General features: G+C 57.0%; 16 protein-coding genes and 1 riboswitch. Of the genes, 6 read left to right on the top strand and 10 right to left on the bottom strand.

The features are described from left to right. Positions 1-2: 2 nt before the first annotated feature. The 3 genes from panS to E5C26_RS22535 form a co-directional block, all read right to left on the bottom strand. Positions 3-920 carry a ketopantoate/pantoate/pantothenate transporter PanS gene (panS, locus tag E5C26_RS22545; protein ID WP_135318265.1) on the bottom strand — a complete coding sequence of 306 codons (918 nt, stop codon included), beginning with the start codon at positions 918-920 and terminating at the stop codon, positions 3-5. A gap of 144 nt (positions 921-1,064) precedes the next feature. Then, positions 1,065-2,432: a lysine-sensitive aspartokinase 3 gene (gene lysC / locus E5C26_RS22540; RefSeq protein ID WP_135318264.1), complete on the bottom strand. Its 1,368-nt coding sequence runs from the start codon at positions 2,430-2,432 to the stop codon at positions 1,065-1,067. A gap of 109 nt (positions 2,433-2,541) precedes the next feature. Next, positions 2,542-2,735: riboswitch (Lysine riboswitch) on the bottom strand. 52 nt (positions 2,736-2,787) lie between these two features. Continuing rightward, the gene (locus E5C26_RS22535) at positions 2,788-4,596 is read right to left on the bottom strand and encodes a cation:proton antiporter (RefSeq protein WP_135318263.1); all 1,809 of its coding nucleotides are present in this window, start codon (positions 4,594-4,596) and stop codon (positions 2,788-2,790) included. 272 nt (positions 4,597-4,868) lie between these two features. Here E5C26_RS22535 and pgi point away from each other — a divergent pair, with 272 nt between their 5' ends. Beyond that, entirely contained in the window at positions 4,869-6,515 is a 1,647-nt protein-coding gene (gene pgi / locus E5C26_RS22530; RefSeq protein WP_017894221.1) for a glucose-6-phosphate isomerase, read from the top strand. Positions 6,516-6,577: 62 nt separating this feature from the next. Here pgi and E5C26_RS22525 read toward each other — a convergent pair whose 3' ends face one another. Beyond that, a complete protein-coding gene (locus E5C26_RS22525; RefSeq protein ID WP_135318262.1) occupies positions 6,578-8,011 on the bottom strand; it encodes a capsule assembly Wzi family protein in 1,434 nt (477 codons plus the stop codon). 221 nt (positions 8,012-8,232) lie between these two features. Between E5C26_RS22525 and psiE the strand changes: the two genes are divergently transcribed. Next, positions 8,233-8,640 (top strand): phosphate-starvation-inducible protein PsiE, encoded by a 408-nt coding sequence (gene psiE, locus E5C26_RS22520; RefSeq protein WP_012147169.1) that lies wholly within the window; start codon positions 8,233-8,235, stop codon positions 8,638-8,640. Between the two features lie 102 nt (positions 8,641-8,742). On the opposite strand, the gene malG is transcribed toward psiE, so the two are convergent. The 3 genes from malG to malE form a co-directional block, all read right to left on the bottom strand. Next, positions 8,743-9,633: a maltose ABC transporter permease MalG gene (malG, locus tag E5C26_RS22515; protein ID WP_012147168.1), complete on the bottom strand. Its 891-nt coding sequence runs from the start codon at positions 9,631-9,633 to the stop codon at positions 8,743-8,745. A gap of 11 nt (positions 9,634-9,644) precedes the next feature. Then, positions 9,645-11,222, bottom strand: a complete 1,578-nt coding sequence (gene malF / locus E5C26_RS22510) for a maltose ABC transporter permease MalF (protein ID WP_135318261.1) — start codon at positions 11,220-11,222, stop codon at positions 9,645-9,647. Positions 11,223-11,285: 63 nt separating this feature from the next. After that, a complete protein-coding gene (malE, locus tag E5C26_RS22505; RefSeq protein ID WP_037416088.1) occupies positions 11,286-12,479 on the bottom strand; it encodes a maltose/maltodextrin ABC transporter substrate-binding protein MalE in 1,194 nt (397 codons plus the stop codon). A gap of 358 nt (positions 12,480-12,837) precedes the next feature. Here malE and E5C26_RS24960 point away from each other — a divergent pair, with 358 nt between their 5' ends. The 4 genes from E5C26_RS24960 (at position 12,838) to malM (ending at position 17,249) form a co-directional block, all read left to right on the top strand. Further along, positions 12,838-13,809, top strand: coding sequence for an alpha-amylase family glycosyl hydrolase (locus E5C26_RS24960; RefSeq protein WP_135318260.1), 972 nt, complete (start codon positions 12,838-12,840; stop codon positions 13,807-13,809). Beyond that, the gene (gene malK / locus E5C26_RS22495) at positions 13,802-14,911 is read left to right on the top strand and encodes a maltose/maltodextrin ABC transporter ATP-binding protein MalK (RefSeq protein ID WP_135318259.1); all 1,110 of its coding nucleotides are present in this window, start codon (positions 13,802-13,804) and stop codon (positions 14,909-14,911) included. Before E5C26_RS24960 ends, malK begins: the two co-directional genes overlap by 8 nt. 29 nt (positions 14,912-14,940) lie before the next feature. Then, the gene (locus E5C26_RS22490) at positions 14,941-16,245 is read left to right on the top strand and encodes a maltoporin (RefSeq protein ID WP_135318258.1); all 1,305 of its coding nucleotides are present in this window, start codon (positions 14,941-14,943) and stop codon (positions 16,243-16,245) included. Between the two features lie 95 nt (positions 16,246-16,340). Next, positions 16,341-17,249, top strand: a complete 909-nt coding sequence (gene malM, locus E5C26_RS22485) for a maltose operon protein MalM (RefSeq protein WP_135318257.1) — start codon at positions 16,341-16,343, stop codon at positions 17,247-17,249. A 55-nt stretch (positions 17,250-17,304) separates the two neighbouring features. Here the strand turns inward: malM and E5C26_RS22480 are convergent, their stop codons facing one another. From E5C26_RS22480 to E5C26_RS22470, 3 genes are read right to left on the bottom strand one after another with little or no spacing between them, the layout of a single operon-like run. Next, positions 17,305-18,288 carry a nucleoside hydrolase gene (locus E5C26_RS22480; RefSeq protein WP_135318256.1) on the bottom strand — a complete coding sequence of 328 codons (984 nt, stop codon included), beginning with the start codon at positions 18,286-18,288 and terminating at the stop codon, positions 17,305-17,307. A gap of 22 nt (positions 18,289-18,310) precedes the next feature. Continuing rightward, on the bottom strand, positions 18,311-19,312 hold the full coding sequence (locus tag E5C26_RS22475) for a LacI family DNA-binding transcriptional regulator (protein WP_135318255.1): 1,002 nt from the start codon (positions 19,310-19,312) through the stop codon (positions 18,311-18,313). Between the two features lie 22 nt (positions 19,313-19,334). After that, positions 19,335-20,717: an MFS transporter gene (locus tag E5C26_RS22470; protein ID WP_135318254.1), complete on the bottom strand. Its 1,383-nt coding sequence runs from the start codon at positions 20,715-20,717 to the stop codon at positions 19,335-19,337. Between the last annotated feature and the right edge of the window lie 338 nt (positions 20,718-21,055).

The raw sequence follows: 21,055 nt of genomic DNA, 5'->3' as shown, positions 1-21,055 counted from the left end.
AATTATTTTTTGTTGATCGGTCGACCGGACCAGTAACCCGCCAGCAGCGAACCGGACAGGTTATGCCACACCGAGAACAGCGCGCCCGGCAGCGCGGCCAGCGGTGAGAAGTAGATTTTGCCCAGCGTTGCCGCCAGCCCGGAGTTCTGCATGCCGACTTCAATTGCCAACGTACGGCAGGTGGACTCGTCAAAGCCAAACAGCTTGCCGCCCCAGTAACCGCTCAGCAGCCCGATGGCGTTATGCAGGATCACCGCGATGATCACCACCAGCCCGACCGAGGCGATATGGCTTTGGCTGCCTGCGACCACGGCACTGATGATCGCCAAAATACACACCATCGACAGCGCCGGCAGAATAGGCTCGATGCGTTTGACGGTTTTGGTAAAGGTGTGATGGACGATCAACCCCAGACCAATCGGGATCACCACGATCTGCAGAATGCTCAGCAGCATGCCCATCACATCGACGCTGATCTCGGTATCGACGTATAAGCGGGTCAGCAGCGGCGTGGCGAACACGCCCACCAGTGTGGAAACCGCCGAGATGGTTACCGACAGTGCCACATCGCCTTTTGCCAGATAGATCATGACGTTGGAGGCGGTGCCGCTGGCCACGCTGCCAACCAGCACCATGCCGGCGGAAAGATCCGGTGGCATATGGAACAGCATTGCCAGCAGCCAGGCCGCCAGCGGCATGATCAGGTAATGCAGAAAGATCCCGGCGGCAACCGGGCCAGGCCGGGAGAGCACGCGCTTGAAGTCATCCAGCCGCAGTGTGACGCCCATGGCGAACATGATCAACATCAGCAATGGGCTGACGTAGGGGCCGATTCCGGTAAAGCTGGTGGGCGTGAAGTAGGCGGCGACGGCGAGCAGCACCGCCCACAGGGGGAATAATCGGGTAAATTTTGCCAGCATGAATGAGGTTTTCCTTAGCCAAATAGAACGATGGGATGGAGTTGTGTTTTTTTGCGAGTTCAGCGGACTGAACCCCTACGGTTATGAACTGATTTTTTAGATGTAGGGGCGCAGCATGCTGCGCCCGCAAGGGATGATAATAGTTTATTCGAACAGATTGTGGTGCAGGGTACGTACCACTTGCTCGGCGTCGTTGCCGGGGACCAGGAAGCACAGGTTATAGCTGCTGGCGCCGTAGCAAATCATGCGGATATTGAACGGGTCGAGCACGCCAAACACTTCTTTGCCCACGCCGCAGGCCTGGGAAAGTTTGTTGCCAATCAACGCCACCAGCGCCAGGTTTTCTTCCACTTCCACTCGGCACAATGATGACAGGTCGGTCAGCAATGAGGTGGTCAGCGGGCTGCCACCGGTGTTGGTAGAGCCGGTGGTGTCCATGGTCAGCGCGATACTGACTTCAGAAGTGGTGATCAGATCCACCGAGACATTATGGCGTGCCAGAGTGTTGAACACTTCGGCCAGGAAACCGCGTGCGTGCAGCATGTTGAGGCTGTGCAGTGTCAGCAGGGTTTGCTTGCGGCGCAGTGCCAGTGCGCGGAACAGCGGCGGATTCTCGGTGGTATTACACACCAGGGTTCCCCCGGCGGCCGGATCCTTGCTTGAACCGACAAACACCGGAATATCGCAGCGCACGGCCGGCAGCAGGGTCGCCGGGTGCAATACTTTCGCACCGAAGGTCGCCATTTCTGCCGCTTCTTCGAAGGTAATTCTGTCAATGCGTTTTGCCGCCGGAACCACGCGTGGATCGGTGGTGTAGATGCCCGGCACGTCGGTCCAGATATCCACCCGGCTGACGCTCAGCGCTTCACCCAGCAGGGCGGCGGTGTAATCGCTGCCGCCACGGCCCAGCGTAGTGGTGCGGCCTTTCGGCTCGCTGCCGATAAAGCCCTGGGTGACCACCAGCGCCTCTTGCAGGCGCGGTTTGAGCAGCGATTGAGCCAGCTGTTTCAGCACCGCGTTATCTGGTGTGGCACGGCCGAAATGGTCATCGGTGTGCATCACTTTACGTACGTCAAACCATTCCGCCTGCACCTGGCGAGCGCGCAGGATCTCCACAAACAGCAGGGTAGACATCAGCTCGCCATGACTGACCAGTTCGTCGGTCAATGCCGCCGAGTTTGCCAGCGACGCCGCTTCGGACAGCATGGCGATGTTTTCCAGCATACGGTCGATTTCTTCGCGCACAACCGCCGGATTGTCGAGACGATCAAGGATGGCGTATTGGATGCGACGGATTTCATCGAGCTGGAAATGGCGTTTGTCGGCATCGCTGCCTTCGGCCAGAGCCACCAACAAATTGGTGACGCCCGCAGAAGCGGACAAGACCACCAGGCGTACGTCCGGATTGGCGAGTACGACGTCGGCGCTGCGGTTCATGGCTGCAAAGTCGGCAACGCTGGTGCCGCCGAATTTGGCGACAACGGTGGAATTCTGGGGTGCTGCTTGGTTCATGTAAAAACCTCGTGTCAGGGTGGCTCTATTCAGAGAGCGCTTTTTTCATAGCCTTGGCACAAGGGAGGAGCGATAAGCAGGGGGCAGACGTAGAGGTTAAAGCTACGATACACCCAGAAGCGCCCCACCTTGCTGATTGCCCCTGCGGACAATCCCTGGTGACAACTCAGAGGATTCAGCCCCTGTAGTCGATACGATGAATGCCGCACATCACCTTACCTCGGCGTCGCTCCCCCTCAAGCGCCGTCATTGGACAACGGCTCCTCTGACACTCTACCTGGGCGACGCACCTCTTCTGGCTTGCGCACCGGGTGCGCAAGTAGGCTGTTAGGAATAGCCGGTAATCGCGCTGCTGTCAACGCCCGGACGTTGAGGGATTTTCATCTTGTACCAGTGCGATCAACGTACAGGGCATCGCCGGGACGAAACCGTTTCCGATGGGGTGCAGTGCGCCATCCTCCCGTTGGCTGAATAACGGAATAATACCCTGATTTTTTTCGATATATTCCATCCAGCCAAAGTTTTCGTTCAGCTTGGTGGCCTTGATGGTGGCGCCGTGGGCGAGCAGACTGCTTAAGCGGGCGTAGGTGGCTTCCTGATTAAATAAAACTTCATGCCGACGAAAGCGCGAGCTTTCCCCACTGTTGCCGCGGCCTTTCAAGGGGGCGCCGGAGCGGATGGCAAACACCTTTCCCTCGCCAAAAATATGGCCGAAGTGGTAGACCGCCAGCGCATTTTGATGGCGGTTGGGCGACAGCGCCAGCACCTGCGCGGTATCGCTGAGATCAAGATAGTTCTCGGCATGTTCGGAGTAAGCATGCCCATAATAAGCGGGGATGCCCTCCATGCGTGCCTGGCGGTAATATTCCCAACTGCTGTCGGTGACCAGCACCGGGATATTCATTTTGATCAACGCCTGCGCCAGCATGCGCGCCACGCTGTTGGCACCGACGATCAGTACGCCGCGCGGTTTTTGCTGCTGCACCCGTAACCAGCGCGCCATCAAGCCGCTGGTCAGGCTCTGTAGCACCACGGTACCGATGATCACGGCGAACACTACGGTCACCAGCCGATCGGCCCCTGGGTAACCGCTGCGTTGCAAGGTCAGGGCGAACAGCGAACTGACCGCCGCGGCGACGATGCCGCGTGGCGAGATCCAGCACAGCAGCAGCCGATCGCGCCAGTGCAGGGAGGATCGCCAGGTCGATACCGCAATACACAGCGGCCGGGCGATAAACTGCACCACCAACAGCAGGCCCAGCAGCGGCCAGCCCATGTTCCACAGTGCCTGGATATCCAGCCGTGCCGCCAAAATGATAAACAGCGCCGAAATCAGGATCGCTGATAGCTCTTCCTTAAACGCCAGGATGTCGCTGGTATCCACATCGCGCATATTGGCCAGCCAGATGCCCATCACCGTGACGGTCAGCAGACCGGATTCGTCGGCGATGGCGTTGGACACGCCAAAGGCGGTGAGCATAATTGCCAGCACCGCCAGGTTTTGCAGGTAGCGGGGTAGCCAGACACGGCGCAGCGCCAGGCCCAGCAGGTAACCGAACAGCGCGCCGGCCACCAGACCGACGGCGGCGGTAATGCCCAGGGTGTAGAACAGGTGGGTGTAAGACTCCGAATGCTGCTTCAGCACGATAAATTCAAACACCAGCAGGGTGAAGATAGCGCCGACCGGGTCGATTACTATCCCTTCCCAGCGCAGCACCTGGTTGATATTGGCGTTGGGCCGCACCACCCGCATCAGCGGGGCGATCACCGTCGGGCCGGTGACCACCGTCACCGCGCCGATCAGCGCCGCCAGCTCGGGCGGAAAGTCCAGTAGCCACCAGCAGGCCACGCCAATCACCAGGAAGGTCATCAGCATGCCGATGGTCACCAGGTTGCGTACCACGCCCCCCAGGCCACGTATTTCCTCGACTCGTAGCGTTAGCGCCCCTTCGAACAGAATAATGGCCACCGACAGTGACACCAAGGGGAACAATAGATCGCCAAACAACGCGTCCGGTTGAACCAGATGTACCACTGGCCCCAGCACCACGCCAAACACCAGCAGCGGCAGAATGGCCGGCAGGCGTAACAGCCAGGCCAGCCACTGCGCCAGCAGCGAACTCAAGCCAATAACCACCAACATCAACGGGGCAGATAATTCCATAGTAATGTCCTTCGTGTTTCAAACCGCAGCCTGGTTGGCGCGCATCCTTAGCCTAATTACGTCAATGACGTGGTGATAATCTGACACAGTTTGGTGACAGTTAACTAACCCTGATAACAGGCTGTTATCCAAAAGTATAGGGGAAGAGCTGAAACGATGCGGCGGCGTTTGACAGTTAGCGCCTATCGCAAGAAAAGAGATCATAATCACAGTCGAACAGGCTACAATCGGACAACCACGTCATCTTTATTCTCAAGCCTAAGAGTGTTGCTATGAAAAATATCAATCCTAGTCAAACCGCTGCTTGGCAAGCCCTGCAGCAACATTTCGAACAGATGAAAGATGTACAGATCAGCGATCTGTTTGCTCAGGACAAAGAGCGTTTCTCCAAGTTCTCTGCCACCTTCAACGATCAGATGCTGGTGGACTACTCTAAAAACCGCATTAGCGCGGAGACCCTGGAGAAGCTGCAGGCACTGGCGAAAGAAACCGATCTGCAAAGCGCGATCAAATCGATGTTTGCCGGTGAGAAAATCAACCGTACCGAAGACCGTGCGGTGCTGCACGTTGCCCTGCGCAACCGTAGCAATACCCCGATTATCGTGGACGGCAAAGACGTGATGCCGGAAGTGAACGCGGTGCTGGCCAAAATGAAACAGTTCTGCGACCGCGTGATTGGCGGTGACTGGAAAGGTTACACCGGTAAAGCCATTACCGACGTGGTGAACATCGGTATCGGCGGTTCCGATCTCGGCCCTTATATGGCGACCGAGGCGCTGCGCCCATACAAAAACCACCTGAATATGCATTTTGTCTCCAACGTTGACGGCACTCATATCGCCGAAACGCTGCAACCACTGAACCCGGAAACCACCCTGTTCCTGGTGGCGTCCAAAACCTTCACCACCCAGGAAACCATGACCAACGCCCACAGCGCGCGCGACTGGTTCCTGAGCACTGCCGGCGATCAAAAACACGTGGCGAAGCATTTCGCGGCGTTGTCTACCAACGGCAAAGCGGTGGGTGAGTTCGGTATTGATACCGCCAACATGTTCGAATTCTGGGACTGGGTCGGCGGTCGTTATTCACTGTGGTCGGCGATTGGCCTGTCGATTGCCCTGTCACTGGGCTTTGATAACTTTGAACAGCTGCTGAGCGGCGCGCATGCGATGGACCAACACTTCGCACAAACCCCGGCGGAGAAAAACCTGCCGGTGCTACTGGCGCTGATCGGCATCTGGTACAACAATTTCTTCGGTGCAGAAACCGAAGCCATTCTGCCGTATGACCAGTACATGCACCGTTTCGCTGCTTACTTCCAGCAGGGCAACATGGAATCCAACGGTAAGTATGTCGATCGCAACGGCAACCCGGTGGATTACCAGACCGGCCCGATCATCTGGGGCGAACCAGGGACCAACGGTCAGCACGCGTTTTACCAGTTGATCCACCAGGGGACCAAACTGGTGCCTTGCGACTTTATCGCACCGGCCATCAGCCATAACCCGCTGAGCGACCACCACGCCAAACTGCTGTCTAACTTCTTCGCACAGACCGAAGCGCTGGCGTTCGGTAAATCGCTGGAAGTAGTAGAGGCCGAGTTTGCCGCACAGGGCAAAACGCCGGAAGAGGTCAAGCACGTAGCGCCGTTCAAGGTGTTTGAAGGCAACCGTCCGACCAACTCCATCTTGCTGCGTGAGATCACCCCGTTCAGCCTGGGCAGCCTGATTGCTCTGTATGAACACAAGATCTTCACCCAGGGCGCAATTCTCAATATCTTCACCTTCGACCAGTGGGGCGTGGAGCTGGGCAAACAGCTGGCTAACCGTATCCTGCCGGAACTGGCGGGTGACGAAGCGGTCAGCAGCCATGACAGCTCGACCAATGCGCTGATCAACCGTTTTAAAGAATGGCGTTAAGTACCACCTGAATTGATGCCATTAAAAAACCCGCCGCGGCGGGTTTTTTCACATATGAATGATTACAGATTGATCGGCACTTCGAAACTGATGCCTGCGCCCACGTCATCGGCGGTGCTGGCGTTGTTATCGGTGTACCACAGGCTGGTGTCGAACTTGACCTGCGAGTCGAAGTTGTAGCCCCAACCCAACTGAATGCCTTTCAGCGTATCGGATTTCGGGAATGCCTTATTGACGGTCTGGCTGTTTGGATTTACTTTGGCGTACACCAAGCGGGTGCTCCAGCGTTGGCCGTCATCCAGCACCATTTCTACTCGGCCGGACAGCATTTGCCCGTCGCCACCCATTGCATGGCCCAGCGGGTAACCCTGCTGGTAGTAACCATCACGATAAATATAGTGACGGTACATGACGTTATCTGCCTTGCCGTTGGAACGGGTGTCTGCGCCTTCGATGTGCCAGTTAATGGTGGTTGGACCCCATTCCGGATGACCCTCCAGACCCAGCAGGTAACCATTGTGTGATGGCAGCATGCCGGCTTCATCTTCACCGGTGATCTGGCCATAGAAACTCACCGGCAGGCCAATCAGTGGCTGCAGTTTCAGCTTGAAGTCGAACCCGCCCAGTTGGTTACCTGGATCGTTTTTCGGGTCGCCAGTGTTGTCGTTGCCGGTCACACCGTCCCAGAATGAACTCCAGGAGTGCGGACGGCCATCGCCACCCCACATCATGATGCGTGAAGCGCCCAGTTCGAGGAAGTTGGTTGGCATCATGGTAAAACGACCGCCAATCAGTTTGGTATCTGGCACGGCAGTGTATTGCGACAACTGGCCAGCGGTGAGCTGGTACTGCCAACGGCCAATCCATGACAGCCAAGGGGTTTCAAACGGCGATTGGTCGGCGCGTTGCAGCATAAAACCGGCCACCGGGCGTGCGGCGTCGGAACGGATCAGGCTGCCGTCATAGCCCGGGCCCCACCACTGGGATACCTCACCGAAGGACAACCATTGGTTCCAGATTTTCACTGCGCCATAGGAGCCGTTCAGGTTGAATTTGGAGCCGTCGCTAACGCGTTGATCGCCCTCGACTGACCCCTGGACACGCACATCCCAGAACTCGCCGTTGGCACCGGCACCGATAGTCAGGCTTTGGTCAGCATATTGGTTCTGGCCGAAGCCCTGCGGCGTGCCCGGTTTGTCGGTAGCCGCGTAGCCGCTGACGCGAATATTGGCTTTTAAGTCACCGACGCGGCGTTGAACGCGGTCGAGCACGTTTTTCTCGGTATTGGTTACCGGTTTGGCCTGTGAAATTACGGAGCTGATTTCTTCCTGACTCAGTGGCCAGGTGGACAGGCTGACGTTGATGACACCACGGTCGGACAGCCAGGCGAGGTCATTACGCAGGTCATTATCAGGGGTTACCAATCCGCTGGCATGGCCGCTCAATGCACAGGTAAACAGGCCTGCGGCGACCAGTCCGTTAAGTTTAGCGCGCATAAATATTCCCTTGTTAATTCGAGTTGTTTGTTTTATGTAAAGATCTATGACCCATCATAGTTGACATTTCAATTTGCTACAAATATATCCATATGAAACATTAAAAATTAAACACTTGAATAATAATGATTTTTATCAGTCTTGGCCCGGGTGTTAATTTTTAAGATAATGCCTATGTTAGGATGCGCGAATAATTACAGTGATATTAATGGTGAATATTTATGGCAAAAACCTCCCGCTCCGTGATGATAGCCAAAGGGTTGCAACGGGTACTGAACGTTGGACTGTTGCTGCTGGCGGCGATCCTGATCGTCTTCTTGGTGAAAGAAACCATTCATTTGGCGAAAGTCTTGTTTGTAAACAACGAGGAATCGACGTCCTATCTGCTGATTGAAGGGATTGTGATTTACTTCCTCTACTTTGAGTTTATTGCTTTGATTGTGAAGTATTTTGAATCGGGTTATCACTTCCCGTTGCGCTACTTTATTTATATCGGCATTACCGCGATTATTCGTTTGATCATAGTGGATCATGAGAACCCGATAGACACGTTAATTTATTCTGCCGCGATATTGTTGCTGGTGGTGACGCTGTATCTGGCCAATACCGATCGACTTAAGCGTGAGTAAAGCGGGATAAAAAAAGCGGCCCAGAGGGGCCGCCGAAGACACAGGTATAGAACGAAGTACATCAAGCGCTGTAGGGGCTCCACATGTTGAGCCCGAGAAAAACTAACCTTTCACCCCACCGGCCGTCAGGCCACCGACCAGCCAGCGCTGTGCCAGCAGGAAGACGGCGGTAATCGGAATCGCCGACAGCACCGCCGCAGCGGCAAAGTCGCCCCACAAATAGTTCTGTGGGTTCAGATATTGTTGCATCCCTACCGCCAACGTATAGCTGTTGACGTCACGCAACAGCAGTGAAGCCACCGGCACCTCGGTGATGGCGGCGATGAACGACAGAATAAACACCACTGCCAGAATTGGTACCGACAGCGGCAGCAGCACCAAACGGAAGGCCTGCCACGGGCTGGCGCCGTCCAGTGCCGCCGCTTCTTCCAACGAATTATCGATGGTTTCGAAATAGCCCTTGATGGTCCAGACGTGCAGCGCGATACCGCCCATATAGGCGAAGATCACCCCGCCGTGGGTGTTCAGGCCGATAAACGGAATGTATTGGCCCAGACGATCGAACAGGGCATACAGCGCCACCAGTGACAATACCGCCGGGAACATCTGGAAAATCAGCATGCTTTTCAGCAGGGTGCTTTTGCCGCGAAAACGCATGCGGGCAAAAGCATAGGCGCAGGTGGTAGACAGCGTGACGATGCCGATGGCGGTGATCACCGCGATCTTGATAGAGTTCCACAGCCACAGCAGGACTGGGAACGGCGGTGGGGTGACGCTGCCATCGGCATGCGTCACGCTCATGCCGAGCGCCAACCGCCAGTGATCCCAGGAGATTTGTTCCGGTATCAGGCTGCCGGTGGCGAAGTTGCCAGACCGCAGTGAGATAGTGACGACCATCAGCAGCGGGAACATGATCAGAGCGATAAAGCACAGCATCAGAGCATGGGTTATCCACAGACGCAGACGCTGGGATTTGGGTTGGACCATAGCCATTATTTTTCTCCCTAGTCGAAGTTCATCTTGCTGGCTTTCAGATTCAGGATCGCCAGAGCGCCTACCAGCAGGAAGATCAGCGTGGCAATTGCCGCCGCCAGCCCGAAGTCCTGGCCGCCGCCGCCTTCGAAGGCGATGCGGTAGGTGTAACTGACCAGCAGATCGGTATAACCGGCCGGCGTGGTGGTACCGATCATGTCCGGCCCGCCGTTGGTCAACAGTTGGATCAGCACGAAGTTATTAAAGTTGAAGGCGAAGCTGGCAATCATCAATGGCGTCAGCGGTTTAATCAGCAGCGGCAGAGTGATGCGGAAAAAGTTCTGCATCGGGGTGGCGCCGTCCATCGCCGAAGCCTCGTACAGGTCGTCCGGGATGGCTTTCAGCAGCCCCATGCACAGGATCATCATGTACGGATAACCCAGCCAGGTATTGACGATCAAAATCATGCTTTTGGCGGTGATAGGGTCGCTGAACCAGGCCGGTTTGATACCGAACAGATGGCTGAGCATCATGTTGATTTCACCGAAGCTTTGGTTGAACAACCCCTTGAAAATCAGAATCGAAATAAACGACGGCACCGCGTAGGGCAATATCAGCATCACACGATAGACAGCCTTGCCTTTCAGCGCTTCCCATTGCACCACACAGGCCAGCACCATGCCCACCGCTACGGTGAGGATCACGGTCATCACCGAGAACACGATGGTCCAAATGAAGATCGACACGAACGGCTTCTTGATCCCTTCGTCCTGCAATACTCGCAGGAAGTTTTTTCCGCCAATGGTGACGGTATAGCCTGGGCTAAGGGTTTCTTTGGCCCAGTTGCCGTCGGCATTCACCGCCTGATAGAAGCCAATCTCCGGGTTAGGCCGGTATTGAATATGGGTCTGTTGGTCGGTCAGCGCGTTGCTGTCTTTATCCAGAGCGTAAAGCGGGCTGGTACCGGAAAACTGGCGCAGGGAACTCATGCGTAACTCGCCGCCGTCCGGTAACTGTGCCAGCAGTTGGCTCAGTGCCTGACGGTTTTGAGTGATCACTCGCAGCGTAGCGCGTTCGCCGCCAGGTTCGGCGCCTTCTTCGACCAGCTTCAGCGTTTGCGGTGCATTGGCATCAAAGCTGAAAGGCTGGGAAATCAGCTGTTGGCCGCTGTCCGGGTGGGTTAACTGCAGACGCCAGCGTTGGTTTTCCGCCGGATACAGGCCGAAGGTAAAGGTCTTGCCGGTCTGGAACTGACGCTGCATCAGCACCGACTGGGCACGCTCAAAGGTGAGCTGATTGGTGCTGCTGTAGTTGGTAAAGGCGATGGCGATGGTGCAAATCAGCGGAAACAGGACAAACAGCCCCATACCGGCGATGCCAGGGTAAACGTAGCGCCAGGCATAGGCGCGACGGTTGGCGAAGACGTAAAGCCCGGCGCTGACCAGGATCAGCGTCAGAATGGCAAACAGGTATTCGCCCTGTGCATACATCAACACAATCAGATAGCAGGTAATCAGGCTGAACAGGCCGATAACCAGCCATTTCAGTATGTCACTCTGCCACCACTTCGACTTTTTGCGCGCAGGTGAACCGGCGTGAGCTAATTGCATAGGGCGTTCCTTTCTGTGAAGCCACAGCGGGGTGCCTGTCTGCACCCCGCACAACATTGTGTGTTACTTGGTGATACGGGTCTGTACGTCATCCAGCGCGGCTTTCACCGTCTGGCGGCCGCTGACGGCGTTGATCACCGCACTGCGTTCGGCGTACCAGAAGGCGCTCATCTGCGGGATGTTCGGCATGATTTCGCCGTTCTGGGAGTTTTCCATAGTGGCGGCAATCTTCGGATCTTTCGCCAGTTGTTCCTGATAGGACTTCAGCGCCACCGCGCCCAGCGGTTTGTCTTTGTTGACGTCAGCCAGGCCTTCGTTGGTCAGCAGGTAGTTTTCCAGGAATTCGGTCGCCAGTTCTTTGTTCGGGCTGGCGGCGTTGATCCCGGCGGTCAATACGCCGACGAACGGTTTGGAAGGCTTGCCTTTAAAGGTCGGCAGCAGGGTCACGCCGTAGTTGATTTTGCTCTGTTCGATGTTTGACCAGGCCCATGGGCCATTGATGGTCATCGCGGTCTGGCCTTTATTGAACGCGGCTTCGGCAATCGAGTAATCGGTATCGGCGTTGATGTGTTTGTTTTTCACCAGGTCGACGATGAACTGCAGACCGGCCTGTGAACCGGCATTGGCGACGCCCACGTCTTTGATGTTGTACTTGCCGTTCTCATATTTGAAGGCATAACCTCCGTCGGCGGCGATGATCGGCCAGGTGAAGTAGGGTTCCTGCAGGTTCCACATGATGGCGCTCTTGCCTTTGGCGCGCAGCTCTTTGTCCAGCGCCGGGATCTCTTCCCAGGTTTTTGGCGCCTGTTTGATCAGGTCTTTGTTATAAATCAGCGACAGCGCTTCCACCGCGATCGGGTAGCCGATCAGCTTGCCATCGTAGCGCACCGCATCCCAGGTGAAGGGGAACAGTTTGTCCTGGAAAGCTTTGGAAGGATGGATCTCGGCCAGCAGGCCCGACTGCGCGTAGCCGCCAAAGCGGTCATGGGCCCAGAAAATAATATCCGGGCCGTCGCCGGTGGCAGCTACCTGCGGGTATTTCTCTTCCAGTTTGTCCGGGTGCTCGATGGTGACTTTGATACCGGTGTCTTTCTCAAACTTTTTGCCGACCTCGGCCAGGCCGTTATAGCCTTTATCGCCGTTGATCCAGATAACCAGTTTCCCTTCCTCGATCTTGGCGAAGGCGGAAGAAGAAAGCACCAGGGTGGTCAGAGCCGAAAGCACCAGTGTGCGGGCGGTGGTAAAGCTGCGAGTCATAATCCAATCCTTCTTTTTTATGGGCACGTAAATCAAGGAGAGAGTTTTCACGGTAATAGTGGGTCACAAAGCGACACATTCTCATCCTCCCCCCCTCTACGCCCCACCGCTGTGTAGTGTGATCCAGTTAACATTGCTCTCTATTCTGTGGCGTCAGACACAAAATAGGGGGACGATTTTTGCCAGGCAGATCACAGATTTGTCTTAAGCGCGGAACTTCTCACCGCCGCGGTCGTTCTCTCATCCTCCCATCTCCTCCCCCATGAAAAATCCTGTTACGGATGATTACCCTTTGTGGGGTTTACCGCACTATCGGCCACATTGATTTTCATCGTCACGAGCAGCAGGAACCGGATTTATGTCGCCAATGCCTACCGCCACTCAACCCACCCTGTACCGGATCCATCCGGTCAGTTTCCGTGATGGAAACGGGGATGGTGTGGGCGACACCCACGGCATGATTACGGCATTGCCCTACCTGAGCACGCTGTCGATTGACGGCCTGGTGTTGCCACAGGCGTTGGCGGCCCAAGAGGCGGCGGCTGTCGCTGCCCAGGGGTTGGCCTTGTGGTACTGCGACGGGCCAAACCACATTCGTCGCGCTGCTGCACCACAACAATATTTGCGCAGCCCACTGGCGTTGGAAGTTGTGCCCTTCAGCGTGGAGAGGCTGGTTGAGGTGTTGAATGCTCGCCGCACTACGTTGGCAGAAAGTCTGTGGAGTACCGGTGATGCCGATCAGCCTCGGGTGGTCAGCCACTGGGGGCAGGGCAACTTGCGTTCCGCCGATGCATTTTTGACGCTGCTGGCGATGCTGCCCGCGCCCATTTGCCTGTATCAGGGGGAAGAGCTGGGCTTGCCGCACGCCGCCGGTTTGCTGGATCCGCTTGGCGCACAAACGCCGATGCCATGGCATGAAGCGCCCGAGCAAGTGACCGCCGGTGAGATCCACTGGTATCAGCAGGTGGCTATCGAACACCGCGCGTTGGCTATCAGCCGTCAACAGCATGACCACCAATCCACCTTGCGCTACTGCCAGTCCTTGCTGGCGCTGCGCCGCTTAGCGGTGATCCAGCAGGGGGAACTGAGCGCGGTCAGCCAGAGTAATGGTGTCGTTAGATTACTTATTACCCATCAGGATCAATGCCTTGAAGCGCTGATTAACCTGCAGCCTTATACTCAGGCGGCCGCACCGTCTGAGGCGACCTTGCCACTGGCTTGGCAGCACGGTGCGCAGCAAGAGGGTCATCAATGGGTTTTGGCGGGTTTTGCGTCCGCCATTTTTACACGAAATGTTAACTGCGAAAGCAGGGGAGTAACGCATGGCTAGCGTCACATTGCGCAGCGTTTATAAGGCTTTCGGCGAAACGGTGATTTCCAAAGACGTCAATCTGACGATCAACGACGGTGAGTTTGTGGTGTTTGTTGGGCCATCGGGCTGCGGCAAATCGACGTTGCTGCGCATGATTGCCGGGTTGGAGGACATTACCTCCGGTGAACTGATGATTGGCGATAAACGTATGAATGAGGTGCCGCCGTCCGAGCGCGGCATCGGCATGGTATTCCAGTCTTACGCGCTGTATCCACACCTGTCGGTGGCCGACAACATGTCGTTCGGCCTGAAACTGGCGGGGGCTAAAAAAGCGGAAATCAATCAGCGGGTCAATCAGGTCTCGGAAGTGCTGCAACTGGCCCACCTGCTCGACCGGCGGCCAAAAGCGCTGTCCGGCGGGCAGCGTCAGCGGGTGGCGATTGGCCGTACGCTGGTGGCGGAGCCGGACGTGTTCCTGCTCGATGAGCCGCTGTCCAACCTCGACGCCGCGCTGCGGGTACAGATGCGTATTGAGATCTCCCGTCTGCACAAGCGCCTGCAGCGCACCATGATTTACGTCACCCACGATCAGGTCGAAGCGATGACGCTGGCCGACAAGATCGTGGTGCTGGATGCCGGGCGCGTCGCTCAGATCGGCAAGCCGCTGGAGCTGTACCACTATCCAGCCAACCGCTTTGTCGCCGGCTTTATCGGATCGCCAAAAATGAATTTCCTGCCGGTCAAAGTGACCGCCGTAGAGCCTCAACAGGTCCAGGTCGAACTGCCTAACAATCAACTGGTGTGGTTACCGGTGGAAGGCACGCAGGTGCAGGCCGGCTCGAATATGTCACTGGGCATTCGCCCGGAACATCTGTTGCCTGGTGATGCCTCTGAAGTTCGGCTGACCGGTGACGTACAGGTGGTGGAGCAACTCGGCAACGAGACGCAAATCCACATCCAAATCCCGGCAATTCGTCAAAACCTGGTTTACCGCCAGAACGACGTGGTGCTGGTAGAAGAAGGTGCAACATTCGCCATCGGCCTGCCGCCTCACCGCTGCCATTTGTTCCGTGAAGACGGTACGGCATGTAAACGGCTGCACCAGGAGCCGGGCGTTTAAAGCATCACAGTCTGTATAACAGGAGAATAATGATGACTACTCTGCGCAAACTTCCTCTGGCACTGGCAATCGCCGCTGGTGTTCTCACCACTCAGGCCATGGCCCTTGATTTTAAAGGCTATGCCCGTTCCGGCATCGGCTGGACCGGCAGTGGCGGTGAGCAACAGTGCTTCAAGGCCACCGGCGCCGACAGCAAATACCGTCTCGGTAACGAATGTGAAACCTACGCCGAACTGAAGCTGGGTCAGGAAGTGTGGAAAGAGGGCGACAAAAGCTTCTACTTCGATACCAACCTGGCCTACTCGGTTTCACAACGTTCCGACTGGGAAGACGTGACGCCAGGCTTCCGTGAAGTGAACGTGCAGGGTAAAAACCTGATCGAATGGCTGCCGGGTGCCAATATGTGGGCCGGTAAGCGCTTCTATCAGCGTCATGATGTTCACATGATTGACTTCTACTACTGGGATATCTCCGGTCCGGGTGCCGGTCTGGAAAACATCGATCTGGGCTTCGGCAAGCTGTCTGCTGCCGTGACCCGTAACTCTGAGTCCGGCGGCTCTTACGGTTATCTGGATAATGAATGGAAGCAGCGCCCAACCGTCAACGATACCTTTGACGTGCGCCTGGCCGGTCTGGAATTGAACCCGGGCGGTACCCTGGAGCTGGGTCTGGACTATGGCCGTGCTAATGCACAAGATGGTTATAGTTTGGCCGATGGCGCCAGCAAAGACGGCTGGTTGATCACTGCGGAACATACCCAGAGCATCCTCACCGGCTACAACAAGTTTGTACTGCAATATGCTACCGACTCTATGACCTCACAGAACAATGGTCGTAGCCAGGGCGCCACTATCGACAACAATGGCAAGATGATCCGCGTGCTGGATCACGGTGCCATCGACTTCAACGACCAATGGGCGATGATGTATGTCGCCATGTTCCAGGACATCGATCGCGACAACAACAACGGCAGCACCTGGTACACCGTGGGCGTGCGTCCAATGTACAAATGGACGCCTATCATGAGCACCCTGCTGGAAGCCGGTTACGACAACGTGAAATCCCAGCGTACCGGCGATCGCAACGGTCAGTACAAGGTCACCCTGGCGCAGCAGTGGCAGGCAGGCAACAGCATCTGGTCACGTCCGGCTATCCGTGTGTTCGCTACCTACGCCAAGTGGGATGAGAAATGGGGTTACGCTACTGCCAGCGATGCAGAGGGCAATTCAGGTCTGAATGCCGGCACCGCCTATAACGACACCAGCATGCACACCTTCAGCCGTGGCAATGACGATGAAGTCACCTTCGGCGCCCAGATGGAAATCTGGTGGTAATGAGATAACGGGGAGAGCCAGGTGCTCTCCCCAACCTGTATTCGCCGACATCGTCTCTCTTGCCTGAGCCACGTCGGTTAGCTTGGGGTATAACAATGAAAAAGAATCTGCTGTCACTCTGCCTGTCACTGGCTCTTACCGTTGGTGCGCCACTGGTGGCCAATGCCGATACACCAGCCAATGTTTCCGTTGCTCCGGCCATTAGCACTGCCACGCTGCAAAGTTTGCCATGGCAACCGCTGGTGCCGCCGGTCAGCCAGGATGTGAAACTGGATAATGTCAGCCCGCAAATTAATCAGGGTGATATTCAGGGCGCTATCGCCGCCTATACGCTGCCGGCCGATCGCGGTTCGCTGGAAGTTACACTGAGCAGCATCAGCAAGAACAACTCAATTTACGCACCGAGCGTATTGGTACTGGATGAACACCTGCGCCCGGCAGCCTATTACCCGAGCAGCTATTTCCCTTATCAGCCACCGGGTGCGATGTCGTCCGATCGCCTTGAGGGCACGCTGAAACTGACTCCGGCACTGGGTCAGAAACAAATCTATTTGCTGGTGTACACCACCCGTCAGGATCTGGCGAAAACCACTCAATTGACTAACCCGGCCAAGGCTTACGCTGCCGGTGTGGGCAACGCGGCGCCGGATATTCCGGATCCGATCGCCAGCCACAGCACCAGCGGCACCATCAAACTGAAGGTCACTGCAGAACAGGGTAGCGGCAATATCATGATTGGCATGCTGCAACCGGCACCGGCAGCGGCACCGGTGGTAGTGGGATCAACCGCGGCGGTTGCTGCAGCACCGACTCCGGCACCGGCTCCAACCAAACCGGCAGAGCCGATGTTGAATGACACCGAAACTTACTTTAACAACGGCATCAAACAGGCGGTGAAGGCGGGGGATATCGATAAAGCGCTGAAACTGATGAATGAGGCTGAAAAACTGGGTTCCACCACAGCGCGTAAAACGTTTATTGGCAGCGTGAAAGGCAAGGGGTAGTACCCGACGCTGCCGATGCTGGCTTGATGATTGGTGCGCCCCGGCGCACCTTTTTTCATTCGCGGGCCAGCGTTTCACCGATCAGCGCCAGCAGGCGAGCATTATCCACCTGCTGCATTATCCGCACCGGCCGACCTTCGGCTTCCGGCATGCCGACCGTCAGGCGCAAACTTTGCGGTCGCCAGCGACGAGAGCTGCCGCGCGTCATGGCACCTTCCAGCGCTACATCGACAAAATACTCTTCCGTGCTGACCAACTGCGGCTCCAGCAACCAGGCAATCACCAGTGCGTCATGGATCCAGCAGCCCGGCAGATGGCGGGTATGGCGGGAGTAGTCGATCCAGGGCTGAGTGGTGGTTCGCAGGTAGCGGCACAGCGGCGTGTCCGGCTGGGTCATCTTTATCAGATCGGCCTGAGTCAGCATGGTTTGCGTGGTAACGTCCAGCGGGGCGAGCGTGATATTGGCACCGCTGGTCAGCACCTGCCGGGCGGCCTCCGGATCCAGGCCGAAATTGGTGTCCTTGATGTAGCCTTCGACGTTGAACACCCCACCCATAATCACGATTTCCTTCACTGCCTGCGCCATCTGCGGGTACAGCTGCAGGGCATGGGCGACGTTGGTCAGCGGGCCGATTGCCGCCAGGGTGATCTCGCCGGGGTGATTGCAGATCAACTCCCCGATCGCTACGGCGGCGTTGGGGGTGGGTATCGTGGCGGCTTGCGGATAAGGCGTATTACGCCACAGGGCGGCTAACTGCGGATCGGTAATCGCCCGATCCAGATGGGTGCGCCAGGGTTCTGGCGCTTCGTTCAATGCTCGCGTTGCGCCTGCCACCACCGGCACCTGATAACCGGTTTGCTGCAGCAGATGGCTGGCCACGGCAAAGCCGACGTCGCGCGGCGTATTGCCGGCCACGATGCTGACAAGCTCCAGTGAGAGCTGAGGTTTGGCCGCCAGCGCCAGCGCCAGGGCCAGCCCGTCGTCAACGTTGGCGCCGGGAATGCCGTTGCCGGGATCGCAATCAATAATCAAACGCATAGCAGTTACCTGAATCAATAAACTAGCAGCCGCACGATCGGCGGATATGCAACTGGAAGGTGAACTCGTGCAGCTCTGGCTGCGCAGTACCGGCGGCCAGCATGGCGATGGCTTTTCTGGCCATGGCGTCGATTGGTTGTTCGACCGCGCTGAGCGGCGGCACGCTGAATTCGGATTGCTGGGTGCCGTTAAAGCAAATGATAGCCAGATCGTCCGGCACGCGCAGCTGATGTTCCGCCAGAGCTGACAGGCAGCCGAGTGCCTGCTGCTCGTTGGAGGTGAATATGGCGCGTGGGCGGGGGCCTTGCAGCATTTTCTGGCTGGCCTGATAGCCGCCCTGGCGGGTATAAGGGGCATCAAAAATCCATTCTTCACGCGGCGTAATACCCGCTTCAATCAGCGCGTCACGCCAGCCATTCAGGCGATCTTGTGCGTTGAGCATGGTCAGCGGGCCCACAAAAATGCCGAGTTCCCGGTAGCCGTGCTGCAACAGATGGCGCGTGGCCTGGCAGGCGGCGTCGCGTTCATTAACGCGGATGGCACTGATGCCGGCATGGCTGTCGATGGTGTCGATCATCACGCAGGGGGTGCCGGAATGGCGGATCAGATCAAACCAGGGATGGCGATCGACGCTGGTATACAGCAGGCCGTCAACCTGACGGCGCAGCAGGTGGTTAATCAGGTCGTACTCGTGCTGGCGGTCGTCGCCGGCGTCACCCAACAGCAGCACGCGGCCATGATTGAACGCCTCGCGCTGCAATGCTCGCGCCATGGTGGCAAAAAACGGGTTGGAGATGTCGGGCACCACTAATCCATAAGTCAGGGTATTGCCGGAAGCCAGCGCCCGGGCGATGTCGTTCGGCCGGTAACCGGTTTGCTCGATCGCCGCCAGCACCCGCAGACGGGTGGCTTCTGCCACCGGGCGTGGGCCGTTGTTGATCACATAGCTGACTACCGCGACCGAGGTGCCCGCTAAGCGGGCAACGTCGGCGCGGGTGATGCGCCGCGTGGATTGATTATCCAAGTTGGGTTCCTGTACGCCCTGATTACACCGCGTCCTGCGGCAGGTTAAGATCGCGGCCGCGGGTTTCCGGTGCAAAGAAGGTAGTGATTAAGCCAATGCCTGCCATTACAACAAAATAGCAGGCGACAGGCCACCAGTGACCGAAACCGGCCAGCAGCGCGGTAGCGATCAGCGGTGCGGTCCCGCCTGAGAGTATCGACCCCAGTTCTTTGGCGAAAGCCATTTTTGAGTAGCGGTTTTTGACGCCGAACAGTTCCACGCCATAGGCCGCCTGCACGCCAAAGATGCCCAGGGATGCGATGCACATACCGACCACAATCACCGAAATCACTATTGCTGGCTCACGGCTGTCGAGCAGCCAGAAGGCCGGGAAGGCGTACAGTACCAGCAACAGACAGAACCAACGGTAGGTGACGCGGCGGCCGAAGCGGTCAGAAAGCCAACCCGCCAGCGGGATCACCAGAAAACCGCACAGCGAGGCTATCATCACCGCCAGTGCCGGCACCGACTTATCCACCATCAGCACCTTGGCAACGTAACCGACGATAAACCCCTGGCACAGATAGGACGGGCCATTTTCGCCAATACGCAGGCCGAGCATGATCCAGAAGGCTTTGGTGCGTTGCAGGTAGCTGCGGTTATCCGCTGCCACGGGTGTGTTGTCCAGCATGCGCTGACGGTTTTGCTGCAGTTCGCGTTCAAATACCGGGGTTTCCCGCACGTGACGGCGCAGGTACAGAGCGCCCCCGGCGATCAGGATGCTGGCGAGGAATGGGATGCGCCAGCCCCAGGCGATCAGATCTGCCTTGTCCAACTGCAACACCAGCAACCAGACCAACGAGGCCAGCAGAGTACCGCTGTTGGAGCCGATCGCAATGATTGAGGCGACCAGACCACGGCGTTTGGCCGGTGCATATTCTGCCAGCATTACCGCACCACCGGAAAGCTCGGCCCCGGCCCCGAAGCCCTGAGCAAAACGCAGGATCACCAGACAGATGGGAGCCCAGACGCCGATTTGGGCGTAGGAAGGGATCAGCCCGATCAAGGTGGTCGAGACGCCCATTAGCGCTACCGTGGTGAGCAGCACCACGCGGCGGCCCTTACGGTCGCCAATCCAGCCGAAAACCAACGCGCCGATAGGCCGGGCAATAAAACCGACGGAGTAGGTAGCGAAGCTGGCCAACAACGCCACCATCGGGGTGGCTTCGGGGAAGAACACGTCGCCGAACACCATACCGGCCGCCAGGCCATACAGGGCGAAATCGACATATTCCATCGCCGTGCCGAGCCAGCACGAGAAAGTGGCGCGCCAGAATTGGCCGCGCCCTTCTTTGGTAGCCAAACGTTCATCGGCCGCCAAGGTTTTGTCGGTGGCCTGTGGGGTTGCAAGCGTTGTTTCGCTCATGACATTGATATCCTCTTTTCGTCTGCGCCACACCTGTAGCGTGATCGCGGTAAAGATGGTTTCCCTGGCGTCGGCAAGAAGGTTTGCTGACAAAGTGTCGGACTGATGGCGATTCAACGCTGCGATACAAGGGTATCTACGCGCGTAGATAAAACAATGTTGCAGAGGTGAAATTTTGCTGAGGATCACACAATCCCCAGCGCGCCGGGGAATGAAGGTAAAGAAAACAGATGGCAGAAAGATGACAAGGCGGTGCTTTGAAGGTGCGAGTTTTGCTGTGCGGCACCCCTCGAATCAGCCTGCCGCTTTTGAATTTCTGCGTTACAATGGGCGCCTGT

Origin of the sequence: Serratia proteamaculans (assembly GCF_004684015.1) — a bacterium.
In the GTDB taxonomy this organism is placed as follows: Bacteria; Pseudomonadota; Gammaproteobacteria; order Enterobacterales; family Enterobacteriaceae; genus Serratia; species Serratia proteamaculans_F.
This window is presented reverse-complemented; position numbering and strand designations above follow the sequence as displayed.